This is a genomic window from Glutamicibacter sp. NPDC087661 (genome assembly GCF_044743275.1).
Taxonomy (GTDB): Bacteria; Actinomycetota; Actinomycetes; order Actinomycetales; family Micrococcaceae; genus Glutamicibacter.
The window spans coordinates 114,296-139,792 of sequence record NZ_JBIUWE010000004.1 but is presented as its reverse complement, the minus strand read 5'-3'; the positions used below and the strand labels follow the sequence as shown (position 1 = coordinate 139,792).

The 25,497-nt window shown below is 60.3% G+C and carries 26 protein-coding genes and 1 riboswitch; of the genes, 6 read left to right on the top strand and 20 right to left on the bottom strand.

The window, feature by feature from the left end; translation table 11 throughout:
* Window positions 1-4: 4 nt before the first annotated feature.
* The 5 genes from ACIOTN_RS12115 to ACIOTN_RS12095 all read right to left on the bottom strand — a co-directional run bounded on the left by ACIOTN_RS12115 (window position 5) and on the right by ACIOTN_RS12095 (window position 5,336).
* Window positions 5-193, bottom strand: coding sequence for a hypothetical protein (locus tag ACIOTN_RS12115; RefSeq protein WP_105656632.1), 189 nt, complete (start codon window positions 191-193; stop codon window positions 5-7).
* A 13-nt stretch (window positions 194-206) separates the two neighbouring features.
* On the bottom strand, window positions 207-1,589 hold the full coding sequence (locus ACIOTN_RS12110) for an MFS transporter (protein ID WP_133833832.1): 1,383 nt from the start codon (window positions 1,587-1,589) through the stop codon (window positions 207-209).
* A gap of 23 nt (window positions 1,590-1,612) precedes the next feature.
* A complete protein-coding gene (locus ACIOTN_RS12105; protein ID WP_332731080.1) occupies window positions 1,613-2,350 on the bottom strand; it encodes a ZIP family zinc transporter in 738 nt (245 codons plus the stop codon).
* Window positions 2,351-2,411: 61 nt separating this feature from the next.
* Window positions 2,412-3,767: a replicative DNA helicase gene (gene dnaB / locus ACIOTN_RS12100; protein ID WP_105656572.1), complete on the bottom strand. Its 1,356-nt coding sequence runs from the start codon at window positions 3,765-3,767 to the stop codon at window positions 2,412-2,414.
* 1,068 nt (window positions 3,768-4,835) lie between these two features.
* Window positions 4,836-5,336: a flavin reductase family protein gene (locus ACIOTN_RS12095; protein WP_105656581.1), complete on the bottom strand. Its 501-nt coding sequence runs from the start codon at window positions 5,334-5,336 to the stop codon at window positions 4,836-4,838.
* Between the two features lie 94 nt (window positions 5,337-5,430).
* Window positions 5,431-5,547: riboswitch (SAM riboswitch) on the bottom strand.
* 377 nt (window positions 5,548-5,924) lie between these two features.
* Between ACIOTN_RS12095 and ACIOTN_RS12090 the strand changes: the two genes are divergently transcribed.
* From ACIOTN_RS12090 to ACIOTN_RS12075, 4 genes are all read left to right on the top strand, one after another.
* The gene (locus ACIOTN_RS12090; RefSeq protein ID WP_402735415.1) at window positions 5,925-7,532 is read left to right on the top strand and encodes a long-chain-fatty-acid--CoA ligase; all 1,608 of its coding nucleotides are present in this window, start codon (window positions 5,925-5,927) and stop codon (window positions 7,530-7,532) included.
* 15 nt (window positions 7,533-7,547) lie between these two features.
* A complete protein-coding gene (locus ACIOTN_RS12085; protein WP_402735414.1) occupies window positions 7,548-7,964 on the top strand; it encodes a PaaI family thioesterase in 417 nt (138 codons plus the stop codon).
* Between the two features lie 678 nt (window positions 7,965-8,642).
* Window positions 8,643-9,233: a dihydrofolate reductase family protein gene (locus tag ACIOTN_RS12080; RefSeq protein ID WP_402735413.1), complete on the top strand. Its 591-nt coding sequence runs from the start codon at window positions 8,643-8,645 to the stop codon at window positions 9,231-9,233.
* A 7-nt stretch (window positions 9,234-9,240) separates the two neighbouring features.
* Window positions 9,241-10,305 carry a PQQ-dependent sugar dehydrogenase gene (locus ACIOTN_RS12075; protein ID WP_402735412.1) on the top strand — a complete coding sequence of 355 codons (1,065 nt, stop codon included), beginning with the start codon at window positions 9,241-9,243 and terminating at the stop codon, window positions 10,303-10,305.
* On the opposite strand, the gene ACIOTN_RS12070 is transcribed toward ACIOTN_RS12075, so the two are convergent.
* Window positions 10,302-11,819 carry an acetyl-CoA hydrolase/transferase family protein gene (locus ACIOTN_RS12070; protein WP_181149065.1) on the bottom strand — a complete coding sequence of 506 codons (1,518 nt, stop codon included), beginning with the start codon at window positions 11,817-11,819 and terminating at the stop codon, window positions 10,302-10,304. The two genes, ACIOTN_RS12075 and ACIOTN_RS12070, sit on opposite strands and share 4 nt — an antisense overlap.
* Window positions 11,820-12,022: 203 nt before the next feature.
* Entirely contained in the window at window positions 12,023-12,328 is a 306-nt protein-coding gene (locus tag ACIOTN_RS12065; RefSeq protein ID WP_133833780.1) for a helix-turn-helix transcriptional regulator, read from the bottom strand.
* 288 nt (window positions 12,329-12,616) lie between these two features.
* Between ACIOTN_RS12065 and ACIOTN_RS12060 the strand changes: the two genes are divergently transcribed.
* Window positions 12,617-12,982 (top strand): SPW repeat protein, encoded by a 366-nt coding sequence (locus tag ACIOTN_RS12060; protein ID WP_166650746.1) that lies wholly within the window; start codon window positions 12,617-12,619, stop codon window positions 12,980-12,982.
* Between the two features lie 208 nt (window positions 12,983-13,190).
* On the opposite strand, the gene rplI is transcribed toward ACIOTN_RS12060, so the two are convergent.
* The 8 genes from rplI to ACIOTN_RS12020 all read right to left on the bottom strand — a co-directional run bounded on the left by rplI (window position 13,191) and on the right by ACIOTN_RS12020 (window position 19,825).
* Window positions 13,191-13,649: a 50S ribosomal protein L9 gene (gene rplI, locus ACIOTN_RS12055; RefSeq protein WP_105656588.1), complete on the bottom strand. Its 459-nt coding sequence runs from the start codon at window positions 13,647-13,649 to the stop codon at window positions 13,191-13,193.
* Between the two features lie 17 nt (window positions 13,650-13,666).
* Window positions 13,667-13,906: a 30S ribosomal protein S18 gene (gene rpsR, locus ACIOTN_RS12050; protein WP_013350683.1), complete on the bottom strand. Its 240-nt coding sequence runs from the start codon at window positions 13,904-13,906 to the stop codon at window positions 13,667-13,669.
* A gap of 61 nt (window positions 13,907-13,967) precedes the next feature.
* Window positions 13,968-14,537, bottom strand: a complete 570-nt coding sequence (locus tag ACIOTN_RS12045; protein WP_013350684.1) for a single-stranded DNA-binding protein — start codon at window positions 14,535-14,537, stop codon at window positions 13,968-13,970.
* Window positions 14,538-14,592: 55 nt separating this feature from the next.
* Window positions 14,593-14,889, bottom strand: coding sequence for a 30S ribosomal protein S6 (gene rpsF, locus ACIOTN_RS12040; RefSeq protein WP_060703203.1), 297 nt, complete (start codon window positions 14,887-14,889; stop codon window positions 14,593-14,595).
* 170 nt (window positions 14,890-15,059) lie between these two features.
* Window positions 15,060-17,150: an acyltransferase family protein gene (locus ACIOTN_RS12035; protein WP_402735411.1), complete on the bottom strand. Its 2,091-nt coding sequence runs from the start codon at window positions 17,148-17,150 to the stop codon at window positions 15,060-15,062.
* A 116-nt stretch (window positions 17,151-17,266) separates the two neighbouring features.
* Complete coding sequence (locus ACIOTN_RS12030) at window positions 17,267-17,758, bottom strand: helix-turn-helix domain-containing protein (protein ID WP_402735410.1); 492 nt, start codon at window positions 17,756-17,758, stop codon at window positions 17,267-17,269.
* 140 nt (window positions 17,759-17,898) lie between these two features.
* Window positions 17,899-18,450, bottom strand: a complete 552-nt coding sequence (locus ACIOTN_RS12025; RefSeq protein ID WP_166650745.1) for an LURP-one-related/scramblase family protein — start codon at window positions 18,448-18,450, stop codon at window positions 17,899-17,901.
* Window positions 18,451-18,544: 94 nt separating this feature from the next.
* On the bottom strand, window positions 18,545-19,825 hold the full coding sequence (locus tag ACIOTN_RS12020) for a M18 family aminopeptidase (RefSeq protein WP_105656592.1): 1,281 nt from the start codon (window positions 19,823-19,825) through the stop codon (window positions 18,545-18,547).
* Window positions 19,826-20,065: 240 nt separating this feature from the next.
* Here ACIOTN_RS12020 and ACIOTN_RS12015 point away from each other — a divergent pair, with 240 nt between their 5' ends.
* Window positions 20,066-20,452 (top strand): lipopolysaccharide assembly LapA domain-containing protein, encoded by a 387-nt coding sequence (locus tag ACIOTN_RS12015; RefSeq protein WP_133833776.1) that lies wholly within the window; start codon window positions 20,066-20,068, stop codon window positions 20,450-20,452.
* Between the two features lie 71 nt (window positions 20,453-20,523).
* Here the strand turns inward: ACIOTN_RS12015 and ACIOTN_RS12010 are convergent, their stop codons facing one another.
* From ACIOTN_RS12010 to ACIOTN_RS11990, 5 genes are all read right to left on the bottom strand, one after another.
* Window positions 20,524-21,267 carry a response regulator gene (locus tag ACIOTN_RS12010; protein ID WP_402735409.1) on the bottom strand — a complete coding sequence of 248 codons (744 nt, stop codon included), beginning with the start codon at window positions 21,265-21,267 and terminating at the stop codon, window positions 20,524-20,526.
* On the bottom strand, window positions 21,225-22,520 hold the full coding sequence (locus ACIOTN_RS12005) for a sensor histidine kinase (RefSeq protein ID WP_402735408.1): 1,296 nt from the start codon (window positions 22,518-22,520) through the stop codon (window positions 21,225-21,227). The genes ACIOTN_RS12010 and ACIOTN_RS12005 overlap by 43 nt, the downstream gene beginning before the upstream one ends.
* Window positions 22,521-22,554: 34 nt before the next feature.
* Window positions 22,555-23,397 carry an ABC transporter gene (locus ACIOTN_RS12000; protein WP_105656596.1) on the bottom strand — a complete coding sequence of 281 codons (843 nt, stop codon included), beginning with the start codon at window positions 23,395-23,397 and terminating at the stop codon, window positions 22,555-22,557.
* Window positions 23,398-23,401: 4 nt separating this feature from the next.
* On the bottom strand, window positions 23,402-24,328 hold the full coding sequence (locus ACIOTN_RS11995; protein ID WP_105656597.1) for an ABC transporter ATP-binding protein: 927 nt from the start codon (window positions 24,326-24,328) through the stop codon (window positions 23,402-23,404).
* 138 nt (window positions 24,329-24,466) lie between these two features.
* Entirely contained in the window at window positions 24,467-25,492 is a 1,026-nt protein-coding gene (locus tag ACIOTN_RS11990) for a YdcF family protein (RefSeq protein ID WP_402735407.1), read from the bottom strand.
* Window positions 25,493-25,497: the final 5 nt, after the last annotated feature.

Genomic DNA, 25,497 nt, shown 5'->3' with positions numbered 1-25,497 from the left:
GATCTCAGGGGTTCATCTTGAGGCCGCGTGCGGCCAGCTCGTCGCGGAGGATGCGGATGGCTTTCGGGCCGACGCCGTGCAGCGCGAGCAGCGCCGCGGTGCCGGCTTGCCCCGCCTGCTCGAGACTGGTGATGCCGGCCTGCTCGAAAGCCCTGGCGGCGGGGTTGCTCGTCTTGGGAAGCTCTGTGTCCATGATCCCAGCGTAGTCAGGCTGCTGGCTGCGCAACAGGTTTGGTGCGCGGCGAGATCGCGATCAGGACCAGAATCAGCAAGAGGCTGAAGCTGAAGACCGAGATGAACTCCATCCCGGTGGCGGCCATCGCGAAGATGACGCCACCGATGGCGGTGGTTCCGGCGTTGCCCAGGGAGTCGGCCACGGTCATTGCCGATGAGTTGAATCCCTGTTCATCCTTGGCAGACAGGGCCAGCATGTTCACGTTTTGCCGCGGGAAGATCATCCCCATGCCGAAGCCGCCCACGGCCCATCCGCAGACCAGCACGAGGACCGGCGGATGGAAGATCGCGGTGGCCAATGCGGTTGAAATCGCTACGCTGCCGGCGATCGCACCCACGGTGATGCAGGTGGAGGATTCCACCTTATCCCCCAGCTTTCCTTGCAGCCATGAACCCACCGACCAGCACAATGCCGAGGCCGTCAGGATCAGGCCCGCCCGGTCGGGACCCAGCTGGTAATCCTCGCGCAGCAGGTACGGCAGATAGACTTCCACGCCGAAGAAGGCCCCGGCCACGAAGATGCGGGTCATGATGGTGGACGGCAGCCCCTTGGCCAAGCTGAACGTGCCCTTGGGCAGCAACGGGCGAATTGCTGCAAGGGCTACCGCCAATGCCAAGACCAGTCCCAGAAGGGACCAGCTGCCCTGCGCATTGCCGAGCAAGTTCATGCAGATGACAGCCAGTCCAGCCAGGCCGGCCAGCATCAGCCGCTTCTTGGAAATCGGCCCCAGGTCCGGATTGCGCTGGGAGCTCAGCGACTTCAACGCCGGCACGATCCCGCAGAACGCGAGAACCACCAGCACCGCCACGCCGGAGAACACCCAGCGCCAACCGAGGTGCACGGCCATCAAGCCGGCCAGCCAGGGGCCGATCATCGCCGGGACCACCCAGGCGGTAGCGAACAGGGCGAAGATCTTGGAATGCAGATGCGCAGGATACGCGCGGGCAATGAGCACGTAGATGGCGACGGTGATCGCGCCACCGCCAATTCCCTGCAAGATGCGCCCGGCAATCAGGACCTGCATGTTCTCGGCTGAACCGCAGATCAGCAGCCCAATGCAGAAAACGGCCACGGCGATGGACAGCGGGTGCTTGGGCCCCCACCGGTCGGTGACTTCTCCGGCGGCAACCATCCCCAGCATCCCGCTGGCGATTGGCGCGGCAAAGGCCAGGGCGAAGTAGCGTTCGCCCTCCAGCAGCTCGCTGACCAGTGGCATTACCGTGGTCACGGCCATGGATTCGAAAGCGACCAGGAAGACGAGCACGAACATGCCAAGGGTGGTGGCAAGATACTGCGGAGCATAGATCGTTGACTCGGCGCGCTCGGCTGATTGGCTGCTGCGGTTCAGGGGCATGCATCCATGATCTCAGGTTTCCCCTAGCCGCCGATCACGTGCAGGCTGAAGGCCGCCAGGAAGCCCGAGGTCACCAGCAACCCGGTGTAGTCGTGCTCCACCTTGTAGGCTTCCGGGATCATGGTGTCGGCGATCATCGTCAAGATGCCTCCGGCAGCGACCGCGGTGGCGAAGGCCAGCACTTCACCGGGCATGGATTCCAGCAGCAGCGCTCCGAGGAAGGCAGCGATGCCGCAGGAAATGGCTATCGATCCCCAGAGCAAAACGATCGAGGACCCCTTGCGCCCGGACGCTTTCATCTGTGCGGTACTCGCCAGTCCCTCGGGGACATTGGAGATGAATATGGCGATGAGCATCGCCGGATTAATGCTCGCGGTGGCGACCACGGAAAGTCCAAGCGCCACGGACTCGGGAATGCCGTCGATGAGTGCACCGACCGCGAGCGCGGTTCCCGATGACTCCTGCTCTCCTGCGCGCTGCGCCTGCCGCTTTGAGGTTCTCCAGGCCAGCAGCCGGTTCGCGCCGAAATACAAGGCAGCGCCCACGATCACGCCGCCCAGCGTCGCAACGAGGCCGCCGGTTTCATAGGCTTCGAGCACCAGCTCGAAGGCCAGTGCGCTGACCAGGACCCCGGCACCGAAGGCCATGATGGCGCTGACCCAGACCTTGGGGATCTTCAGCCACCAGGCCGCGCCAGATCCCAGCAGCAGGGCCGAGCCGGCCACAGTGCCCCACAGCAAAGCCTGCATCGAAGCGAACATGGCACCCACTATAGCCAGCAATTCGCTGGCTTAGTAGGTGCCATATGAGTTCTGACTGGGACTAACCCTCGGTGGACATGTTGTTGAAGCGCGAGTAGTGGCCCTGGAAGGCCACGGTGATGGTCTTGGTCGGACCGGCACGGTGCTTCGCGATAATCACGTCAGCTTCGCCCGGACGGTTTTCCTTGTCGTAGACGTCATCACGGTGCAGCAAAATCACCATGTCGGCGTCCTGCTCAATCGAGCCCGATTCGCGCAGGTCCGAAACCATTGGCTTCTTGTCGGTACGCTGCTCGGAACCACGGTTCAGCTGCGACAGCGCAATCAACGGAACGTCGAGTTCCTTGGCGAGCAGCTTGAGGTTACGCGAGAACTCGGAAACTTCCTGCTGGCGCGATTCCACGCGCTTGCCCGAGCTCATCAGCTGCAGGTAGTCCAGGATGATCATGCGCAGCTCGTTGCGCTGCTTGAGGCGACGGCACTTGGCACGGATTTCCATCATGGACATGTTCGGCGAATCATCAATGAACAACGGGGCTTCGTTCAGCCGGCCCATGGTCGTGGCGATCTTGGTCCACTGTGCGTCTTCCACCGAGCCCTTGCGCAGATCCTGGAGCTGGATGGATGCTTCGGCCGAGAGCAGGCGCATCGCAATTTCATTGCGGCCCATTTCCAAGGAGAAGAACACGGTGGCCATATTGTGCTTGATGGCAGCAGAACGGGCGAAGTCCAGCGCGAAGGTTGACTTGCCCACCGCAGGACGGGCGGCGATGATGATCATCTGGCCGCCCTTCAGGCCCTGGGTCAGCTCGTCGAATTCATAGAATCCGGTGGGCACACCGGTAATGCCATCGCCCGCGTTGGCCGCGTTCTCGATTTCATCAACGGTGTCTTCGATGATGTCCGAAAGTCGCACGTAGTCTTCACTGCTGCGGTTCTCGGCCACCTTGTAGACCTCTGCCTGGGCTTCGTTGACGATTGCGTCAACTTCACCATCTGGCGAGTAGCCCATCTGGACAATACGCGTTCCAGCGTCAACCAATCGGCGCAGCACGGCGCGTTCGCGCACAATTTCTGCGTAGTACCCGGCGTTGGCTGCAGTTGGAACCTGCTGGATGAGATTGTGAAGGTAGGCGGCGCCACCAATGCGCGAGATTTCGCCGCGCTTGGTCAGCAAGTCGGCTACGGTGACCGCATCGGCTGGTTCGCCACGACCGTAGAGGTCGACAATCGCCTCGTAAATCGATTCGTGGGAGGGACGGTAGAAGTCGGTGCCGCGAATGGATTCAACGACGTCAGCAATGGCGTCCTTGGAGAGCATCATGCCACCGAGGACCGACATCTCGGCCTCGATATCCTGTGGCGGCTTGCGCCCTGCGTCGGAATCTCGTCCTTCGTAAACCGGCTCAGCACTCATTGCAGACACTTCCATCCCCTATTGACCCGCTGGGAAAAATTATCCTTGCCTCATGGCAACGCTTCATCGTGTCAGTCGATACGGACATTTGGATGTCAGGCGCCTGTGGATATTTCTCTCCCGAACCCAACACTAGGGCTGTTATTAACAGGCGTAAACCTCATTATCCACAGAATATGTGGATAACACTCCTCTACCTGTGGACTTCCCTGTTCACAGTCTGGGGAGAACTCTGTGGATTACCCCACTCTACGTATCATTAATATCTGTTGACTTGGTTGTTTGTATTCGCACACCTGTGGACAGAAAATTAATTCATTGAAGCTCACGCCAACCGGCCCAAGGTTATCAACACCCTTAATCGCCCAGTTCCCGGGGTTTTTCACCCTTTGCACACATTTGCCCATGTCTTGTCCACAGTTTTGTGGATAACCTTGTGGATACTGCTGAATTTACAAAACCCTAAGTCACCGTGGATTAAATTCGCCAGCAAGGCCGGATCTTCCAGTAGTCCACAATCGGCCAGGGTTTCTGCGTTCGGGGGCGGTGGATAACTTAATGTGTGCAACGACTCGGCGGGCGAACCTGGATCAGCGACTGGGCTGCCGGCGCACTCTCGCCACTTCGCGTCCGCGACGCGCGCCAGTGAAGACCCCATAAAGCGCCGGTTTCATTTGTGATGCGCAGCCTTTGCATGGCTCGGAAACCCCATCCGAGGGTTGCCGGCAATTCGCTGCCACTCTGGTCCAGCGTGCAGCGAGGATCCATGAGCTACCTGCGCGGTTCTGTTCGACAGCCCAGGCGGGTGGCGGATATGGCGAGTTCAAGGTTTCTCGCGACAGATACTTTGATGACGAGGTTATCGCCAAATGCCTGGGGCAGCTGGCCCAAGATGGCAGGCCATGAGATTGCCAGCCATCTTGCCACGTCTTCAGGGTGGCGAGAGAGAACGGGCATTGCCGGTGTCGAGGGCTGCGGGGAACGGCTCAACCCGCCTAACCGGAATTCAAAAAGCTCCGGCCAGATCGATGATTTGATCTGGCCGGAGCTTTGGAAGATGCGAAGCGCTTATACGAGCTCAGGAATCGGCAGCGAATGGAACCGCGAATCATGGAAGATCTGTGGCGAGTGCTCGGAGGTGCGGTGCCCGTGGACTTCCATCAGGACTACCCAGTGATCCCCCGCTTCGACCTCGTTGTAGATCGAAGTCTCCAGCCACAACGTTGAGTCGTTGACGAAGAGCGCGCCCTGATCCGAGGAATAGGTATCGATTCCGCGGAACCGGTCGCCATTTTTCGAGGCAATCTGAGCGCAGACACCATCATTGCGTTCGCTCAGCACTGAGACGCCAATGCGGCCAGCTTCGCGCAGCTTTGGCCAAGTGTTCGAGGACTTCTGCACGGCGAACATCACCAGTGCAGGTTCGAGGGAAACTCCCACGGTAAACGATGAAGCGACAATTCCCGTCTTCACGCCATCCAGTTCTGCACAGAGGGCGGCTACCCCTGATGGATGCTGAGCGAAAACCTTGCGCAGGGTCAACGGGTCAAGTTCAAGATTCAATGACATGGCTCGATTCCTTTGGGTCTTGCCCACCGCGCAGTAGCCTGCAAGCATTGGCTTCTCGTTACTCGAAGCCGCTTGGGCTGAAGTTCCGCGCCGTGTGCGGTACTTGTTCCAGCACATTTTGCGTGGAACCGAATCCTCACCTGGAGCACCCCACTACCGTTGAGAGGGTTGCCGATCAGCAAGCCAGGGCTTATAGCTGATGCTCTTGATTCTGTTTAAAACGATATGGCTCATGACGAACAACCGTCAAACATTTCACTTCGCAAATCGCAATATTCGACGCAATATTCGATCCAAGGCCCCACGGGGAGTCCTTGGGCAGTCTTTTATTCGCCATGCGCCGCGCTTCTTGAACCACTCGGCCCCCATGATCGCAGCAGGCTTCCGCCGCCCTTGATTCGGCAGAACACTAACGCCTCCCCTGGGCTCGGGGCCCTGGCGCGAATTCCCTACCGCCCACCGTAATGAAACTTGGTTTCCCGGCATGACGCTGAGGTTCATGCCACTATTGGTCATGGAGTGCATTGAGTCACACTCCTGCTTATTGTTCTCCGTAACCATCGATGACGATTGAGGAATAGCCACACCATGGTAGAGATTCAGGCCAACCATTCAGAATTGACCCCACTGCGTTTCTTGGAACGCACAGCCGAGGCCTATCCGAAGAAGACCGCCGTCATCCATGGAACTCGCATCTTCTCCTATGAAGAATTCGAAGCACGGGTGCACCGCTTTGCCCAGGCGCTGAAGGCTCGCATTGAGCCGGGCGACCGCGTGGCCGTGCTGGCACCGAATACTCCCGAAATGCTCATGGCGCATTACGCCGTACCGCTGGCAGGCGCAGTCCTCGTTGCCCTGAACACCCGACTCTCGGCCCACGAGCTGCAATACATCATTGATCATTCTGCTGCCAAGCTGATGCTTGCCGACACAGAGCTGCTGGAAAACACGAAGACCCTGCGCCGCGATAACCCAACGCTGGAGGCGCTCATCGAGATCACCGATGACCAGTACGCCGGAGAACGTCCGGACGTGCCCGTGGACGCCACCTTGGACGAGCTAATCGCACAAGCCTCGGATGAAAGACTTCCCTACGCCATCGCCGATGAGCGGGCTCCGATCACTCTCAATTACACGTCGGGCACCACCGGCAAGCCGAAGGGCGTGCTCTACTCGCACCGCGGCAGCTACCTGAACTCGTTGGGCGAAGCGCACCACCAGGGCTTCACCGCCAAGACCCGCTACTTGTGGACCCTGCCGATGTTCCACTGCAACGGCTGGTGCACTCCATGGGCCGTCACCGCAGCGGGAGGAACGCACCTGTGCCTGCGCGGCGTGCGCGAAGATTCCGTTTGGGATGCCATCGAGGATCTTGGAACCACCCACTTGTGCGGCGCTCCGACCGTCTGCTCCATCATCGCCGACTCCACCCGCGCCCACCAGCTCGATGCGCCACTGCGCATCACCACCGCAGGAGCTCCCCCGTCCCCGGCAATCATCTCCAAGCTGCAGAAGCTGGGCATCGAGGTAGTCCATGTATATGGCCTCACCGAGGTATACGGACCGTACACGGTGTGCGAGTACCAGGATGAGTGGGATGCCCTCGATGGCCCGGACCGGGCCGCGAAGCTCGCCCGCCAAGGCGTTGGCATGATTACCGCCGAGTCCGCACGCATTGTTGACGAGAACATGAACGATGTCCCGGCGGATGGACAGACCATGGGCGAAATCGTGCTGCGCGGCAATAACGTCATGATCGGCTACTACCGCGATGAAGCGGCCACTACCCAAGCTTTCCATGGCGGCTGGTTCCACACCGGCGATCTGGGTGTCATGCACCCGGATGGCTACATCCAGGTGCGCGACCGGGCCAAGGACATCATCATTTCCGGCGGCGAGAACATCTCCACCATCGAGGTGGAGCAAGCCCTCGCCTCGCACCCAGAGGTGCTGGACCTGGCCGTCATCGGCATCGCGGACGAGAAATGGGGCGAGCGTCCGGTGGCATATGTCATCCGCGCCAGCGGATCCTCCCTGGACGCGCAAACGCTGATTGAATTCGCCCGCGAAAAGCTTGCCGGTTTCAAGGTGCCGCGCACCATCGTCTTCCCGCAGGATCTGCCGCGCACCTCCACTGGTAAGGTGCAGAAGAATGTCCTGCGCGCCCAAGCGCTCGAAGCCAGCACACCGAACTAGCCTGAGGATCACCAATTGGAAAACACTGCACCGCGGATTCCCAATAAGACCAGCCGCTTCACCGAAAGCATCGGACTGGAATTCGACGAAATCACGGCCACGGAAGTACGCGGCCACGCGCAGCTGGACGAGAACCACCACACCCCTTGGGGCGTGGTGCATGGCGGCGTTTACACCTCGATCATCGAGAGCGCAGGATCAGTGGGCGCCAGCTACGCGGTGGCCGAACGCGGGCAATTCGCCGTGGGCGTGCACAACGCCACCGACTTCCTGCGCCCTTCCACCGGAGCACGGGTTCAGGTGATCGCCACCGCGCTATTCCAAGGGCGCACCCAGCAGCTCTGGGAGGTCATCATCACCGATGAATCCAACGGCAAGCAGCTATCCCGCGGCCAGTTGCGCACCCAGAATGTGGATTTGCCTGAGAAATAAGACCCTCATGCCGGATGGGATTCGACTACGTGGCTTGCACGGCAACTCGACATGGGCAGGTCTACTTCGACATGAAGAAGGCCCGTGCCGACGGCACGGATTCTCATGCTCTGGAAATGGGCAAGTTGTTAAATCAATTCAGCTCAGCGCAAGCCAAGACTCCATGTGCCAAACCAGCTACTAGTGCGCTGGGTTTGCAAATAGTGAAGGCAGCGGCAGGGATACCCTTGGGCTGTTGGCGGTCCAGTTCAGTGAGCACGTATTTCCTCCCTAGTGGATTTGGCTTAGCTGGTGGCATTATCGCCACAGTGAAGAAAAGCTATGGATGGGGACTCATATCCGTAGCTCTTGGCGTACTGGCCGTGCAACTATTAGCGCTCGGAGTCACCCTCGTTCAAGGACCATAGAGGTCTCCTCGGTATTTTCGGATTCCAAGTATCTTGGCATGTGTCAAGACAACTCGGAGCAGGGACCCTAGATGCACTCTAAGCGAACTTGCGAGTCCCGCGAGAGGCACCATACCGAGCACGCGAAACACCGCATCCTCAGAAGGACGAAGCGGCCAGTTGCGTATCCAGAATATGGATTTGCCTGAGAATCCGGCCGAGCTGGTTTTCACACCGCGAGCACGGGCGTACGGTAGGTGGCATCTAACGCTCAAGCTCCAGGAGATTCGCCATGAGTGCGACCTATACCTTCGATGTGTTCAGCAGCCTCGATGGCTTCGGCAGCGCCGGTGGCGATTGGGGCGGTTACTGGGGAAAGCAAGGGCCGCAGCTGCTGGCCCACCGGCTCGAGCTCTACACTCCGGCTTGCCGCATGGTTTTCGGGGCCAACACCTTCCGTCTCTTCAGCCGCTTCTGGGCAGAAATCGAGGCGAATCCCGAGGTTGAAGACGCGTGGGGTGTGGCCCTGCACGACAAGCCCGCCACCGTCATCTCCACCACCCTGGAAGAGCCGCTGTCCTGGCCAAACCCCACGCTGGAGCGCGCTGATGCACTGGAAGTCGTCGCACAGCTCAAGGAAGCTTCAGATGTGCCGCTGCGCTCCCACGGCTGCTTAGCGATGAACCATTCCCTGCTGGCGGCAGGTCTTGTGGACTTCATCCAGGTGACCATCTTCCCGGTACTGACCGGGCATAGCGGTTCTGCCCCGGTACTTGGCGGGGTCGATGACTACGATCTGGAACTTGTCGAGTCCAAGCTGCTGGACGGACGGATCCAGGAACTGACTTATCGCCCGACGCGCCATCAACCAGCCCATGCATAGCAGCTCGATGAAGCGCATTCTGGGTACCTGCCTAGTGCTCGGCGCAGTGTTCCTCGCCGGATGCTCCGCGCCAACCCCGCCTTCAGCTCCAGCCACCGAATCGCAAGCTGTTCCAGCACCACTGGCCACCGGACTCGAAGCCCCCTGGTCCATGGTCTACGCGCAGGGCAGGTTGCTGGTCAGCGAACGTGATTCCGGGCGGATCGTGGAGGTTTTGGAGTCCGGAGAACTGCGCGAATTAGCCCGGCTCGATGATCTGGTAGCGACGGGAGAAGGCGGATTGCTGGGCCTGGCCTTCCTCGCACCGGACCGGCTCTATGCGTATTCCACCGCGGAATTCGGCAACCGCATCCAGCGGTTCACGTTGCAAGGCAGCGCCGGGAATCTTTCACTGTCGGCCCCGCGCACCTTGATTGACGGGTTGCCCTCGGCCAGCATCCACAACGGCGGGCGGTTGGCCATCGGTCAGGACGGGATGCTCTATGCCACCGTGGGCGATGCGGGCAATCCCCAGCAAGCCCAGGACCTGCAGCAGCTGGGCGGAAAGATCCTGCGCATGGCACCTGACGGCAGCGTCCCGGACGACAACCCGTTCGAGAATTCCCTCGTCTACAGCTACGGGCACCGCAATGTGCAGGGCTTGGCGTGGGGTGCTGATGGCACCATGTTCGCCAGCGAGTTCGGGCAGAACACCTTCGACGAGCTGAACATCATCGAAGCCGGGGGAAACTACGGCTGGCCCGAAGCCGAGGGAAAAAGCGGCGGAAATCCGTCGTACACCGATCCGATTGCGCAGTGGTCCCCGTCCGAAGCCAGCCCCAGCGGCATCGCGATCCTCGATGGCACCCTCTACCTGGCGAATCTGCGCGGAGAAGTGCTGCGCGCGGTGGAACTGGACGAGCCGGCCACCGAGCATGAACTGCTCGATGGCCGGCTCGGCCGGCTACGCGACGTGCTAGTGGATCCTGACGGCGCACTGATGGTGCTGACCAACAATACCGACGGGCGCGGCCAGCCAGGGGCGGGCGATGACCGCATCCTGCGCATCGCGCCCCGTCTGGCCGGCGACTAGCTGGCCGGGCGCATGTCTCCGGTCTCCTGGAAGCGCTGGTGCCAGGACAGGGCCTCGCCCAGCAGATGCGGGGTGTGCTTGCCGTAGCTTTCCTTGCACGCACGGTCGAAGTAGTCCTGCAGCATCGGGCGGTACTCCGGGTGGGCGCAGTTATCGATGACCAGCTGCGCACGCTGCTTTGGCGAGTGGCCGCGCAGGTCGGCCAGGCCCTGTTCGGTAATCAGGATCATGGTGTCGTGCTCGGTGTGGTCCACATGCGAAGCAAAAGGAACGATGCCCGAGATCTTGCCGCCCTTGGCGGTCGATGGGGACATGAAGACCGACAGGTAGCCGTTGCGGGCGAAGTCGCCCGAGCCGCCGATGCCGTTCATCACGTGCGATCCCAGCACGTTGGTGGAATTCACGTTGCCGTAGATGTCGGCTTCGATCATGCCGTTCAGCGCAATGCAGCCCAGCCGGCGGATGATCTCCGGATGGTTCGAGATTTCCTGGGCGCGCAGCAGGATGCGCTCGCGGTAGTGGTCGACGTTGCGGTTGAATTCCTCGATGCCCTCCGAAGACAGCGAGAAGCTGGTGGCAGAGGCGAACTCGATGGTCCCGTCCTTGATCAGCTCCAGCATTCCGTCCTGGATGACCTCGGTATAGGCGGTCAGGCCCTTGTAGCCGCCACGGGCTAGGCCAGCGAGCACTGCGTTGGCGATATTGCCCACGCCCGACTGCAGCGGGAGCAGCTTCTCGGACAGGCGTCCGGCACGGATCTCGGAATCCAGGAAGGTCAGCAGGTGATCGGCGATCTTCTCGCTGGTCTCGTCCACCGGGGCGAAGGGGCTCAGGCGGTCTGGCGCGTCGGTTTCCACGACGGCGACGATCTTGTTGACGTCGACGTCCATGTACTGCTGGCCGATGCGGTCACGCACGGTTCTCAGGTCGATCGGCTTGCGGTGCGGAGGCAGTGCGGTGCCGTAGTAGACATCGTGCATGCCCTCCATGGCCGCAGATTGCTGGGAATTGACCTCGATGATGATCTTGTCGGCCATCTCCAGCCAGGTCTTGTTGTTGCCCACCGAGCTGGAAGGGATCAAGTCGCCCTCGGCGGTGACGCCGACAACTTCGACGATGGCCAAGTCGATCTTGCCGTAGAAGCCGAACCAGGCGTGCTGGGCGACATGGGACAGGTGGATGTCCATGTATTCCATGTTGCCCTCGTTGATGCGGCGGCGCAGTTCTGGGTCCGACATGTATGGCAGGCGCAGGTTCATGCCTTCGGCCTTGGCCAGCACGCCATCAAGCTCAGGGGCGGTGGAAGCGCCGGTAAGCACGTTGATCTTGAAGTCCTTGCCCGCAGCGTGCTGGCGCTCCATCTGCGCTGCCAGTGCCCCGGGCACGGCCTTCGGGTATCCTGCACCGGTAAAACCGCTCATGGCGACAGTCATGCCTGGCTTAATGAACTCTGCAGCTTGCTCGGCGCTCATCAAGCGATCAGCAAAGGCCCGGTGGTGAATACGTTCGTGCAAAATAACCCCTTCAGAACTTCCTTGTGACACAGGTCTATAACCCGCGTCTCACCGGAATACTTTAGCTGGTCAGCACAGTGATTCAGGCCTCGCTGTGCGCTTCTGAGCGATGGGTGGCATATTTATCGATGAGGTGCGCTCTATTTGCGCTGACCGGTCGGTCAGGAATGGCAGCTTGGCAGCGACCGCCGGGAGCTCGATCACTAGCCAAGTTCGGCGTGCGTGCCCTCGCGGATCGCTTTCACTTGCAGGCTGGCGCCCATGGCTTCTGCGTAGCGGCGCAGGGTGGCCAGCTGGACTCGGTCAAGGTCCCCGGTCTCCATGCGGGCGATGCGGTCCACGCTCAGCTTCAGCACGGTGGCAAGTTCTACTTGGCTCAGTTCTGCTTCTTCGCGCAGCGCACGCAACGACAGGCGCCGGGACTCGCTTTGCACACGGCGCTGATGCTCTGCCACAGCTTCGCGTTGCGCCTCGGTCAATACTTCAGGATCCGCACACGCAAAACCCATTTGTTCCACCGCTTCTCTCGATCGTGCTGGCTTTGGACGTACTCATCTTCGAGGCTACGAGTCCGCTGCTCCTCTGCCAACGATTAAGACGCGCCCAGCGCGAGACGATCTGATGAATTATGCGCAAACCCGCGGTAGCTCCACGATACGGGCGGCCAGAAGTACCGTAGGGGCCAAGGATTTACCAAAATGCTCCCAAAAGTGGATTGCGCATCAGCAACGGCGAACCTACCTTTAAATCGACTCCCGCTCAGGAGCCCTCTGCGATGAATGTTGGAGGTATCTGCAATGAAGAAATGGACTCGGTGGCAAGACTGGGTCGGCGTTGCGGCAGGTATTGCGGCCGCAGTTTCAACCACGTGGCTTGGCGGAACCAGCACCTCGATGACGCTAATGGCGGCTTTCGGCCTGCTCATGGTGATCACCGGTGTCTGGAGCGTCATGATGCCGCGCCTGGTTTCAATGGAATGGGCACTGGTTATCGCCAGCGCCTTGCTATTCGCCTCGCCATGGATGGGATCGTTTACCGATTCCGCTGGCGTCGCTTGGATGTCGTGGATCTGCGGTGGTGTCGGCGTCGTGGCCGGCCTGCTCGCGCTTTCCCCTGCCATTCAGATGCGCCATGCAACTGGCGGCTCCCGGATGGCACACTGAAAAACTGTAATTCCGATCGGTGGCTGCGATGCCGATGCATCGTGGCCACCACCGTTAACCCCGGTGCCCAACGGACGCACCTCAATCGACGGCTGGCCCAACGCGCTAGCTGACTAGACGGCCTGGACACCGGGTTAACGCCAAGAGGTGGCGTGCTCTCCTTGCGGAGTGCACGCCACCTCTTGGACAGAAGCTGAGTCTAGAAGACTTACTTCTTGGCAGCAGCTACAACCTGCAGGCGCAGGTTTGCAAGAACGTCAGCGTGAACGCGAACGGTTGCGGTGTAGTTGCCAGTCGACTTGATCTGGTCGTTGACCTCGATGTTGCGCTTGTCGATCTTACCCAGACCGGCAGCCTCTACGGCAGCAGCAATTTCGGTGGTCTTAACGGTGCCGAACAGGCGACCGTTCGAGCCAGCCTTCATGGTGATCTTCACCGGCTGGGACTTCAGCTTAGCTGCAAGTGCCTGAGCATCCTCAAGGTTTGCAACGGCGCGAGCAGCACGTGCAGCCTTGATCGACTCCACCTGCTTCTCACCGCCCTGGGTCCAGACGATTGCGAAGCCGCGTGGCAGCAGGTAGTTACGGGCGTAGCCGTTCTTTACCTCGACAATATCGCCAGCAGCACCGAGACCGGATACTTCGTGAGTCAGAATGATCTTTGCCATTTTGCTATCCCTCTTCCTTAGCCGCGGCCAGCGCCGGAGTAAGGCAACAGGGCTACTTCACGTGCGTTCTTGATTGCCTGTGCGATCTTGCGCTGTTCCTGAACGGAAACGCCAGTTACACGACGAGCGCGGATCTTACCGCGGTCGGAGATGAACTTGCGCAGCAGTGCGGTGTCCTTGTAGTCGATGACAGTGATGTCAGCGGCCTTCAATGGGTTGGACTTTGGTTTGGGCTTACGGATTTCAGCCTTAGCCATCGTGGAGCTCCTTAGCTTTGGAGCCCGCAGAGTGATCTGCGGGATGGTGAATAAATATTGTTTAGAAAGGCGGTTCGTCTGCGCCCGGGTTGCCCCAGCCGCCACCGTTGTTTCCGCCGGTGCTCCATGGGTCTGCGGCTGGAGCATTCCATCCGCCACCCTGCTGAGGCTGCTGCTGACGCGGCGCCTGAGCTGGTGCACTTTGCTGCGGTGCGTTGGAGAAACCTCCACCACCGTTGCCGAAGCCACCGTTGCCACCGCCGGAGCGCTGGGTACGGGTGACCTTGGCGGACGCGAAACGGAGCGATGGGCCGATTTCATCGACTTCAAGCTCCATGACGGTGCGACGTTCGCCTTCCTTGGTGTCGTAAGAACGTGAACGCAGGCGACCCTGGGCGATGACACGCATGCCCTTAGTCAGCGTTTCAGCAACGTTCTCTGCAGCTTCGCGCCACACCGATGCGCGCAAGAACAGGGCTTCCCCGTCCTTCCACTCATTGGACTGGCGGTCAAAGGTGCGAGGAGTCGAAGCGATCGTAAAGTTCGCTACGGCTGAACCGGACGGCGTAAAACGCAGCTCCGGATCGGCAGTCAGGTTTCCGATAACGGTAATAACAGTCTCGCCTGCCATTGACTCTCCTTAAAAAGATTGAACGTTAATTCCTACGACGGAAGGTTGCGCGTAATTAAACGCGTGCCTCTTCCGGACGGGTGACCTTGTGGCGCAGGATCAGTTCGTTGATCTTGAGCTGGCGCTCAAGCTCAGCGGAAGCTGCTGGCTCTGCGGTGTAGTTCACCACTACGTAAGTGGCTTCTGCCTTCTTCTTGATCTCGTAGGACATCTTGCGACGACCCCAGACATCAACCTTTTCGATAGTGCCACCGTTGGAGCGGACAACCTCGAGGTACTTCTCGATGGTTGGCTCTACGGTGCGGTCATCGACCTCTGGATCAATGAGGACCATAAGTTCATAAGCACGCATGTGAACCCACCTCCTTTGGGCTAAACGGTCGCGGTATTTCCGCAACAGGAGGTTCTTGCGTTATCTGTGCACCAGACGCCCAACTTTCGGGCATGCAGTGGCACAGACCTTCCAATCCTACCCGAGAGACCCGAACTTGCATAAGCCTTGGTGTCCTAAATCATGCTGGGCTACTCGGAATCCAAGGCAGCCTCGATCCTTTCGCCAAAGATCGGGGCCAAGGTGCGCATGTAGGTATCGCTGATATGGTGCTTGTCCCGGTAGACCAAGACATTCCCCACCACTGCCGGGCAGGTTCCATCCATGCAGAAGTAATCGCTGAAGTCGAGCACTTCGACGCGCGGCTCCAGTTCGGCGGCCTGCTTGGTGGCATCGCCCACTTCATAGGCTCCCTTTTCCGGGAAGGCGCACTTATCCGGGTTCTGCACGTTTTCTTCCACGCAGTCGCGCGCATAGGAATCCTGCGGCGGCCGCGGGGTGTCCACAATGGCGTAGACCGGCAGGCCCGCGTCTTCAAGGGTGGACCACGTCGAAGCCAGCCCCTGTGCCGCGTCAGTGGTAAAGGTGGCTCCTCCCCAACTCGAGGTGATCACCGCGTTGATGTCATCGCGCGCAGCCAGAGCTTCCATGGTCTGGTCGATGGCTTCTTCGCAGTTGATGCTGCCATCCCGATCCGCCTTGCGCTGGGCCTCGGAGAACGGGCAGGAATTCTTCAGATAGGTCACCACTTTCCAGCCCTTGCTTTGGGCGTATCGGCTGACGGCCTCGAACCAGTGGGCTGCATGGGAATCACCCACCAGGGCCACGGTGTAGCTGGCGTCCTCGCTGCCGAATTCGCATTCCTTGATCTGCGTGGATTTCGGTTCCTGGACGCAATCTCCCAGTTCGGGCTGGTCCTCGGCGGCCGTCGCAGGAAGCGGGACGACCTGGCGATGGCCGGAAAGGTACGCAGGTGCGCCCTGGCCCACGGAGGCCGCGCCAAAACCAGCTGGCGGGTTTTGCATCATCGCGCCCAGCTCACGCTGCTCCTGGCCCACAAGATGCTGCTGCATGGCACCTGGCAATAGCGCGATGGACGCGGCCAGCCCGACCATCGCCGCCCCTGCAATCAAGGAGCGGGCAGGAGAACCGGCTATGGGGCGGAAGTGGCGCATGGGAGTTTCGACCCACTTCAAGCTGGCCCAAGCCAAGAGCAGGGACCCGGCCAGCAAGGCCAGCGACTGCAATGGGTCCGGGTTGCCCCCGGCCAGTTCGATGAAGAATACGATCAGCGGCCAGTGCCACAGATATAGCGAATACGAGGCGAGGCCGACCCATTGAACGGGAGCCCAGTTCACCAGCGGGTGCAGGGAACCAGGTCCTCGCGTACTGCCTGCGGCAATCACCACGGCGCAGCCAAGAACCGGGAGGGCCGCCGCAATCCCCGGGAAGACTGTTGTGGCGTTGTAGCTGAATGCCGCGAAGCAGATCGCCGCCAAAGCCACGAGTACGGCAAGATTTCTGAACTGCCAGCTGGTTGCCCACGGTGGAAGCTTCAAGGCGCCGTTGGCGTGCGCCTGGACTGCCAAGGCCAGCAGTCCGCCGACGGCCAGTTCCCAAATGCGGGTGGTGGTGATGAAGTATCCGGCGCTATTGCCTGAGTAACCGGCATAGGCCGAGTATCCCAGCGACAAAAGTGCGGTGGCTGAGAAAATGATCCAGAGCATGCGGCGCCGCGGGGCAAATCCATCGCCACTGCTAGCGTCCGCATTCGGTTTGGCCAACAGGCACACGGCCAAAACCAGCAACGGCCAGAAAAGGTAGAACTGCTCCTCCACGCCCAGGGACCAGAAGTGCTGCAACGGCCCGGGTGCTTGATCCGAAGCGAGGTAGTCGACGGAGTCGGCGGCGAGAACCCAGTTCTGCACCGAGAAGGCAGAGGCGATGGCCTGGGTGCCCAAGGCACCCCACTGGGTTTTGGGAAAGATCAGCAGGCTTGCCACGACAACTACCAGGATCACCAGCATGGCAGCCGGGAGGATTCTTCGCGCTCGGCCGGCAAAGAAGGCTGCGAGGCTGACCCGGCCGGTGCGTTCGGCTTCACGCAGCAGGTGCGAGGTAATCAGGAAGCCCGAGATGACGAAGAAGATGTCAACCCCGATATAACCGCCTGGAACTGCGGATGGCTCAAGATGATAGGCGACGACCAGCAGAACCGCCAAGGCGCGGAGCGCTTGGATCTCCGGGCGGAAATTCTTGACCTGCAGGGAATTCGAACTCATAGTCATTGATCAGACCAGCAGGGGGTAAACAGCAGGTTATCAATGGGCAACAGTCGGTCTAACGACCCGTGGGAACCTCATGGGCGGTGCCTGGGTTTGCGCTTCGCAGCATGGACCTAGCCCAGCAGTTTCCGATTTGCCGTGGACAGCGGGTATTTGGCGTCGAGTTTGGCATCCAGGCTCAGACGGAAAGCAGCCTCAAGCAGCAGCTGCCCGACGCCCCAGTACACCGGGATCAGCAACCAGATGTACCACCCAAAGTCGCCGGTGGTAGCCAAGATGACCGTGCCGAAAGTGACCAGGATGCCCAGCCCGCGGAACACGGCCAGGATCCCCTTGGTTGCCGAATCCCGACGATCTTGATCTGCTTGGGTCCGCGCTTCAAGCCCATCCACGGCCTCGGAGAACTTCGGAGTCTGGACGCTTTTGAACAGGTCTCCAACCGGCACCTCCAAGGCCTTGGCGACCAGTGAGATAGTCTCCAAGCTCGCATCATTTCCGGCTTCGAGCCGTTGGACCGTTCTGACAGTGATGCCGCTTTCGGCGGCTAGACGTTCTTGCGTCCAGCCCTTGGCACGGCGAAGCTCTGCAATCCGTGATTCATTCATGCCACTTACGCTAGCCAATGGCGCCCCGAAAGCACCACGACATCGACGTGACAGTTACCCGACTGCAACACGACAGCGGCCAAGAACCAAGGCTGGCCTGCGACGAAGAAGTATTCCTGGCGGCGACTACCTCAGCTCCGTTAAGAATTGCGCTGTTGCTTTTCACGGATCAAATCCAGTGCCAGCACCGAGCCGATCACTGCCTGGCGTTGCTGTGCGTTGAGGTTTTCCGCCAAGCGCAGGGCATAGGTTGACTTGCCGAGCAATGCGTTGCCCATCCCGGACCATTCTCGGGTCACGGTTCCCAGAACCCCGCCGGGACCGGTGATCTGGAAGTCGAAGTCCCAGATGCTGCCCAGTAATTCGAGCTCTTCGCCCAGCATCGAGATGGAGACCCTTGTTTTGAAGAAGGTGATCCTCTTGACCAGGCTGGCCAGCGGGGCAGCGTTGCCATCAAGGATTTCAAAACGATCGCGGCCCATGGTCATCGTGTCCTTGACGATGACAACCGGATTGCCTGGTCCATCGAAGACCGTGAGTTCGCGAGCCCCAACGAACATGCGGCCCAGCGCGCTTCCGCCGGTATCCACGTGGGCAATCTGCATCCCGGAAGAATCAAGAATCGCGAAGTCGTTCTTCGAGATGTTCTTCGTCTGCTGGAAGATCAACGTGTTCTGGTTGAGGATCGTCATGGTGCCGATTATGCCATCGATTAGGCACATCGGGCGAAGATCCCCCGGGGAGGCGAAAAGCCAGCCCGCAGGCCGGCTTTTCAGGTTGGACTTGCTAGGCTCCGAAGAACTCGCGAGAGACCTTGGACAGATACCAAGGGTCGTCAACGCCGCACATCTCGCGGGCCGAGTGCATGGACAGCAGCGCGACTCCCACATCCAGGGTGCGAATGCCCAGTCGGGTCGCGGTCAATGGTCCAATGGTGGATCCGCACGGTACGCGGTTATTGGACACGAACTCCTGGTAGGGAACTCCCGCCGACTCGCACCAGTTGGCGAATGCGGCAGCACCCACCGCATCGGTGGCATAACGCTGGTTCGCATTGATCTTCAGCAGCGGGCCGGCATTCAGCTGCGGACGGTTGGCTGGGTCGTGGCGCTCTGGGTAGTTCGGGTGAACCGCGTGGCCAGCATCGGCAGACAGGCATACAGAATTCGACAGGGCGCGAGCGGTGTCTTCAACTGAAGCATCCATGGATGCCTGGATGCGGTTGATCAGCTCTTCCAGGAATGGGCCGCAAGCGCCCGAGCGCGAGGAGGAACCCAGTTCTTCGTGGTCGAAGGCAGCAAGCATGGCAATGCGGTTGCCTGCTGGCTTGCGGGAATGGCCCGTCAGCGCAATCAGGCCTGCGTGCACCGAGGTGAGGTTATCCAGCCGGGCGCTGGCGAAGAAGTTCTTGCCCTCGCCAAAGACCTCGCCGCGCTGCGCGGGCGCGGTCAGGATGTCGTAGCCGGCTACCTGGGCCGGGTCGACACCTGCAGACTTCGCCAGGATCGCCAGGATGTCGGCATCCGCCAGATCGCCGGCGCCAAAGATTGGATTGGTGTGGGTCTGCTTGTCCAGGGTCAGGCCCTCATTGACCTGGCGGTCCAGATGGATCGCTAGTTGCGGGATGCGCAGGATTGGTTCGGTCTTCGCCAGGTGCTCGGAACCGTCCTTGAGTACCAATCGGCCGGCGAGCACCAGTTCGCGGTCCAGCCAGGAGTTCAGCAGCGGTCCGCCGTAGACTTCGACCCCTGCCTGCCACCAGCCGTTGGAACCGGTGGTTGGCTTCGGCTTGAGCTTGAAGCCCGGCGAGTCGGTGTGGGCGCCGAGGATATGGAATCCGCTGGTCGCAGTGGCAGCTTCTGGCTGCACCCAAGCGATGATCGCACCGTCGCGGACCACGTAGTAGGAACCCGGGACCAGGTTCCAAGCCTGCTTTTCGTCCAGACCGGTGAATCCAACAGCGTCCAAGCGCTGCGCGGCCGAGGCCGCGGCGTGGTAGCTCGATGGCGAGGTTGCGACGTATTCGGCCAGATCTGCAATGTGGGCCATTGCTGCGGCTTGTGCCATGGCTGGTTACTCACTTCTTTCTGTCAAGAGATGTTTGTCAGACGGTTCTTCAGGTTTAGGTTCCCGCCTGAAAAGTCGAGTTGCCTCCCAGCTTAGTAGCCTGAACCACATTTGCTGATGTCCTGCTGAGCCTGCCTCCGCCCTGGCAACCTGGCAGACACCCCTATCCGGGTCTTGACTTGGCACCTCGCTCTCGACGAAGCTGAAAGCAGTCCCGGAGACAAGGAAAGCGAGTTCATCATGGCTACGGCTGATCGAACACCAGAGCAAGAGAACATTCCAGCAGAATCACGCGAGGTCGAAGTGGAGACCACCGTACCGATGGATTCCAAGGTCCAACGGGCCAAACCTGCCGGTGCAGATAAGCTCCCAGCGACCAAGTTGGGTCGTATCTGGACCGCTACGATCTTCGGCTTGCTCGTGCTGATCCTGCTGATCATCTTCATTGCCCAGAACCAGGAGCAGGTGACCCTGAACTACTTCGCGTATCAGGGACAGGTCAACCTCGGGCTGGCATTGTTCTTTGCCGCTATTGGTGGCGCCCTAGTGGTCGCGATCGCCGGGGTGGCCCGCGTGATACAGCTGCGCTCTACGGCGAAGAAGCAGCGCAAGGCCAATAAGCGCTAGAAAGCTCCATGGCCGCCGGGCGGAACCCCATGGGGTTTCACCCGGCGGCCATTTTGCTGCCTCAGCGATGCCTAGTAGTCCAGGCCTTGGGATGGAATGACCAGCCCGGTCTCGTAGGCGTACACCACCGCTTGAACACGGTCGCGCAGATGCAATTTGGTCAGGATGCGCCGCACGTGGGTTTTCACCGTTGCTTCGGAAAGGAAGAAACGGTGTGCAATCTCGGCGTTGGATAGTCCCTCGGAAAGCGCACGCAGCACTTCCTGCTCACGCGGGGTGAGATCATCGAGCAGCGGGTCATGCGGAGTTTCGGCCGGCTGGTTCCGGTTCCCGGCGCCAGCGTTGCGCACATAGGTTTCCAGCAGGCGGGCAGTCACCCGGGGTGCCACCACAGCGTCGCCGGAAGCTACCAGGCGCACCGCTTGGACCAGTTCTTCCGGGGCCACGTCCTTGAGCAGGAACGCACTGGCTCCTGCCTGCAGCCCTGAGAAGGCGTACTCGTCCAGGTCAAAGGTCGTCAGGATAATGATCTTGGTTTCCGGATGGTCCTTGGCGATGCGTTCGGTCGCTTCCAAGCCGTCCATCTTGGGCATGCGCACATCCATCAGGACCACATCGGGTTTCAGTGCGGCCGTCTGGGCAAGGGCATCGAGTCCATCGACAGCTTCGCCGGCGATGACGATGTCGTCTTCACCTTCGAGGATGAGGCGGAATCCCATGCGTAAGAGGGGCTGGTCATCGACCAGCAGTACCTTGATTTTGTCGTCCACGCTTATTCCTTCACTGCCTTCTGGTTTTCGTTCTGCAAGCTGCATTCGGGTAGCTTGAGGACCGCTTTCACAATCCATCCGCCACTGGCTACCGGTCCGGCATCAACCGTTCCGCCAAAGAGCGCGGCTCGTTCGCGCATGCCGCGCAGACCGCGTCCGCTGCCGATACTCGGAACTCTCGTTGCATCTCCGTTGTCCATGATTTCCATGCGCAGTTCTTCGCGGCGCCGTTCCAGGCGAACCTGCACATCACTTACGTTACGGGCATAGCGCAAGGAATTAGTCAGGGACTCTTGAATGATACGGAAGACGGTCAGCTGGAAGGTGGTGTCCTCCGGCAGCGGATCGCCCGTATGGGTAAATGAGACCGGCAGACCTGCGGTACGGAATCCTTCGAGCAATTGCTCCACGTTCCCGCCGGTAGGCTGCGGGGCCAGCTCTCCGGATTCTTCTTGGCGAAGCACGCCCAGCATGCGGCGCATATCCGCCAGGGCGGCGCGACCGGTTCCAGAGAGCTCATTGAGCACTTCTTCGGCACGGACCTGATCGCGCTTGGCCACCACTCGTGCCCCCTCTGACAGGGCAATCATCACCGAAAGCGAATGGGCGACAACGTCGTGCATTTCGCGGGCGATGCGGTTGCGCTCTTGCACCTGGGCCAGTCCGGAGACCTGCGAGGCCCAGTGGTTCAGTTCAGCTTCGTGGATGCGCGCGTTGCGCACATTCATGCCCACCGCGGCTGCGGCAATGTAGAAACCGATGACGAAGCTGCCCGAGACGGCGATGATGACGCGCGTGAAGATGGTTTCGTCGATTCCATCTTGCGGGTCGAATTCCATTCCGGCCATGTCGGGGAAGCCCATCAGCACCATCAGGACCGTCTGGAAGCTGCCGGCCAGGATGGCCAGCGGGATGGTGCGTTTGGCCGAATAGCTGGTGGCGACCGTGTACAGGGCGATAATCATGCCTACCCCGCCCAGTCCACCTTGCGGACCAGCAATCACCAGGGCCAGGCATTCGAAAATGAACACCAGGATGATCACCGTCATCGGTGCCCGGCGCCGGTACAACAAGGCAGCGCTGACGGCGAGGGTGACGACCAGCAGGCCGGTGGCGTTGGCTTCTGGCATCGCTGCCATGACCAGGACACCGGGCAGTGTGAGCAGCAGATAGATGACTACCGCACCGATGACCACCAAACGCGGGTGGGTACGCAAATAACGGCGTATCCGGCCCATGCGCTTGGCGGCCAGTTCATCGAAGGAAACCACAGTTTCCTGCAGCGTCGGTTGGCTCATGTTTCCAGTCTAGTTTTCTCGATCAATCCCTGCGCTACTTGATGTCCCGCTTGGTCAGCAGGATTGCACCCAATACCAGTGGAAGCACGACCCAACCCGCCACGCCCAGCAGTTGCTGCCAGGTCTCCAAGTCGGTGACAACACTTGCGGGCGTTGCCAACCCCATGCCCAGCTGGTCAGGGGTGAACTTCGCGATATCCTGCGCCCAGTCGGTCAAGGCGGTCAGGATGGAAAGGATGATCGGCAGCACGAAGAACAGGGCAGCGAGGCTGGTGATGCCGCCGGCCGAGTTGCGCAGCAGCATCCCCAACGCCAAACCGATCAACGCCGCCATGGTCACCGCCAGCGTCCCGTACCAGAGCACCCGTTGGAAGGCGTCGCTGCTGAATTCCAGATTCATCTGGTAGTTCTCGGCAATCGGCTTGCTGATCGCGAAGGCCAAGAGCGAGCTGATGATCTGGACGACGGCAGTAAGCAGGATGATCAAGATGCCCTTGGCGGCCAGGACACGCAGTCGCCGCGGGCTGGCCAGGAACGTGCTTACCGCTGAACCGGTGGTGAATTCACCGCTGAAGAGCAGGACACCAAGCACGCCAAGGATCAGCTGGCTGAAGACCAGGCCCGAGCCGATGAGCTCAGCGGCGAATCCCGGGGCCGATAGGCCTTCCATGCCCGGCATCTGATCCGTGTCGCCCATGCTGGCACTGAGCGAACCAATGCCCCAAGTGGCCACGGCTGCAATGCCCACATAGAACACGATGGCCAAGAGAACCAGGATGCGGGTGGAGTTCAGGGAGAAGAAACGGATGGACTCACTGCGCAGCACGCCGAAGAGGGTGACCTTGCCATGCGGTGCGGTTGCTAGATGGTTAGACATGTCCTTACTTCCCGCCGCCAGTCTCGGCAACTGTGTTCGAGTGGTATTCGACGGCATCGCGGGTCAATTCCATGTAGGCGTCTTCCAAGGTGCGTTGCAGCGGACGCAATTCGCTGAGCACCACCCCGTATTCCAAGGCACGGCGGCCAATGGTTTCTGAATCGGGGCCGGTAACTTCCAGGCCATGCTCATCAATCCGGCGTAGCTGAATACCTTCACCATTCAACGCATTCATCAAGATCTCAATGTCGGCTGAACGCACAATGGTCTGGTCAAGACCGTTGTCGATGAATTCAGTGATCGGCGCATCGGCCATGATGCGGCCACGGCCAATCACGATCAGGTGATCCGCCGTCTGGGCCATTTCACTCATCAGGTGGGAGGAGATGAAAACGGTTTTGCCATCGGCCGCCTGCTGGCGGGCCAGGTTGCGGACCCAAGCCACGCCTTCGGGATCCAGGCCGTTGACCGGCTCATCGAGGATCAGCACCTGCGGATCTCCAAGCAGGGCCGTGGCAATGCCCAGCCGCTGCCCCATGCCCAGCGAAAAGCCGCCGACCTTCTTGCGCTGCACGCTAGACAAGCCAGTCAGATCGAGCACTTCGTGCACTCGGGACTTCGGGATCCCCGCGGTAGCCGCCATGGCACGCAAATGCGCCAGCGGAGTCAGGGATTTGTGCACCGACTTAGCTTCCAGCAGGGTGCCGACTTCGGTCAACGGGTGACGTGATTTTTTGAAATCGTGCCCGTTGACCAGCACTTCACCGCTGGTAGGTTTGGCCAATCCCACGATCATGCGCATGGTGGTGGACTTGCCGGCACCATTGGGGCCGAGGAACCCAGTCACCATGCCTTCTTGGACCGTGAACGACGCATTATCGACCACGGTTTTTCCACCGTATTTCTTCGTCAACTGCTCTGCCTGGATCATATTTCCAGCCTAAGGAATTCGAGCCCAGCTCTCACCGCCCCCAGTGCTGATTTATGGCTCAACCAAAAGGGTGATGGCAGGGAAGCGAAAACTGGGCCCATGCACCAGATGGTGCATGGTCCCAGGGTGCCAAGGAAGTTAGAAGGTCGTCGTGAGCACGAACATCATCCCTGCGACGGCTAATGCGAAGGGCAGGGCCAGCAAAACCATCAGCTTCTTTTGATCCCGCACGATCGCAACGCATTCCCTGAGGAAGGCACTCGGACGGTAGTAGGCCGCCGTTTTCCCGCCGAAGGCACGGGCATCCAAGCCGAGCTTGCGTGACGCCATCGCTGCACGCAGCGCATGATAGTCGCTGGTGACCAACCACAGCTGGCCATCCGGACGCTGGGCACGGACCAAGGCGTCGGAGAACTCCAGGTTCTCAAGGGTGTCCCTGGCCCGGTCTTCAACCAGAATCTGTTCATCGCCAATGCCCTGCTCACGCAGGTAGCGGGCCATGCTTACGCCCTCTGGTTCTTCCTCATCATGGCCCTGTCCCCCGGTCGGAACCATGAAGGGGCGAGCAGATGCCTGCAGTTGATGCAGGTCTATGCCCTTGTCCAAGCGGCCACGCAGCAACGGGGTGACCTTGCCGTTGATTGTGCGGGCACCAAGGACCACCACGGCGGCGGCTTCGCCCTTGGATGGGTATCTGGCGTGCACCCATGCGTACAGCAACAGCATGGCGAACAAGCTCGCCGTGAAGACGGAGGCCATGAACAGGACGAAAGCCAGCGAATAGGTCCACCAGGATTCGATGCGAATCAGCAGCACCGCAATGACTGGCAGGACAAAGACGGATAGCCCGGCTGCCAATGACAGCAGATTCGCAGGTTTGGCTCCTTCGCGCCGGCACATCAGGATCCCGTTGTAGATCAGCGCGGCACCGAAGACAACGACCATCAGCGGGGTCAGCACCAGCACTATGGAGAAGAGGAACCCAAACCCGGGGATCACACTGGTCAACAGGTCGACGACCGCCGAAATGGTGAAGAACACCAGCGGCAAGAGAAGTGCAGCCAGACCCAAGCGGCGTGGGTCCTTGCGGTATTGCCGGATAAACAGCCACCAGAGTGCTGCCAGGAAGACCCAGCCAACGAGCTGCGCGAGCACTGATTCCATTGCCT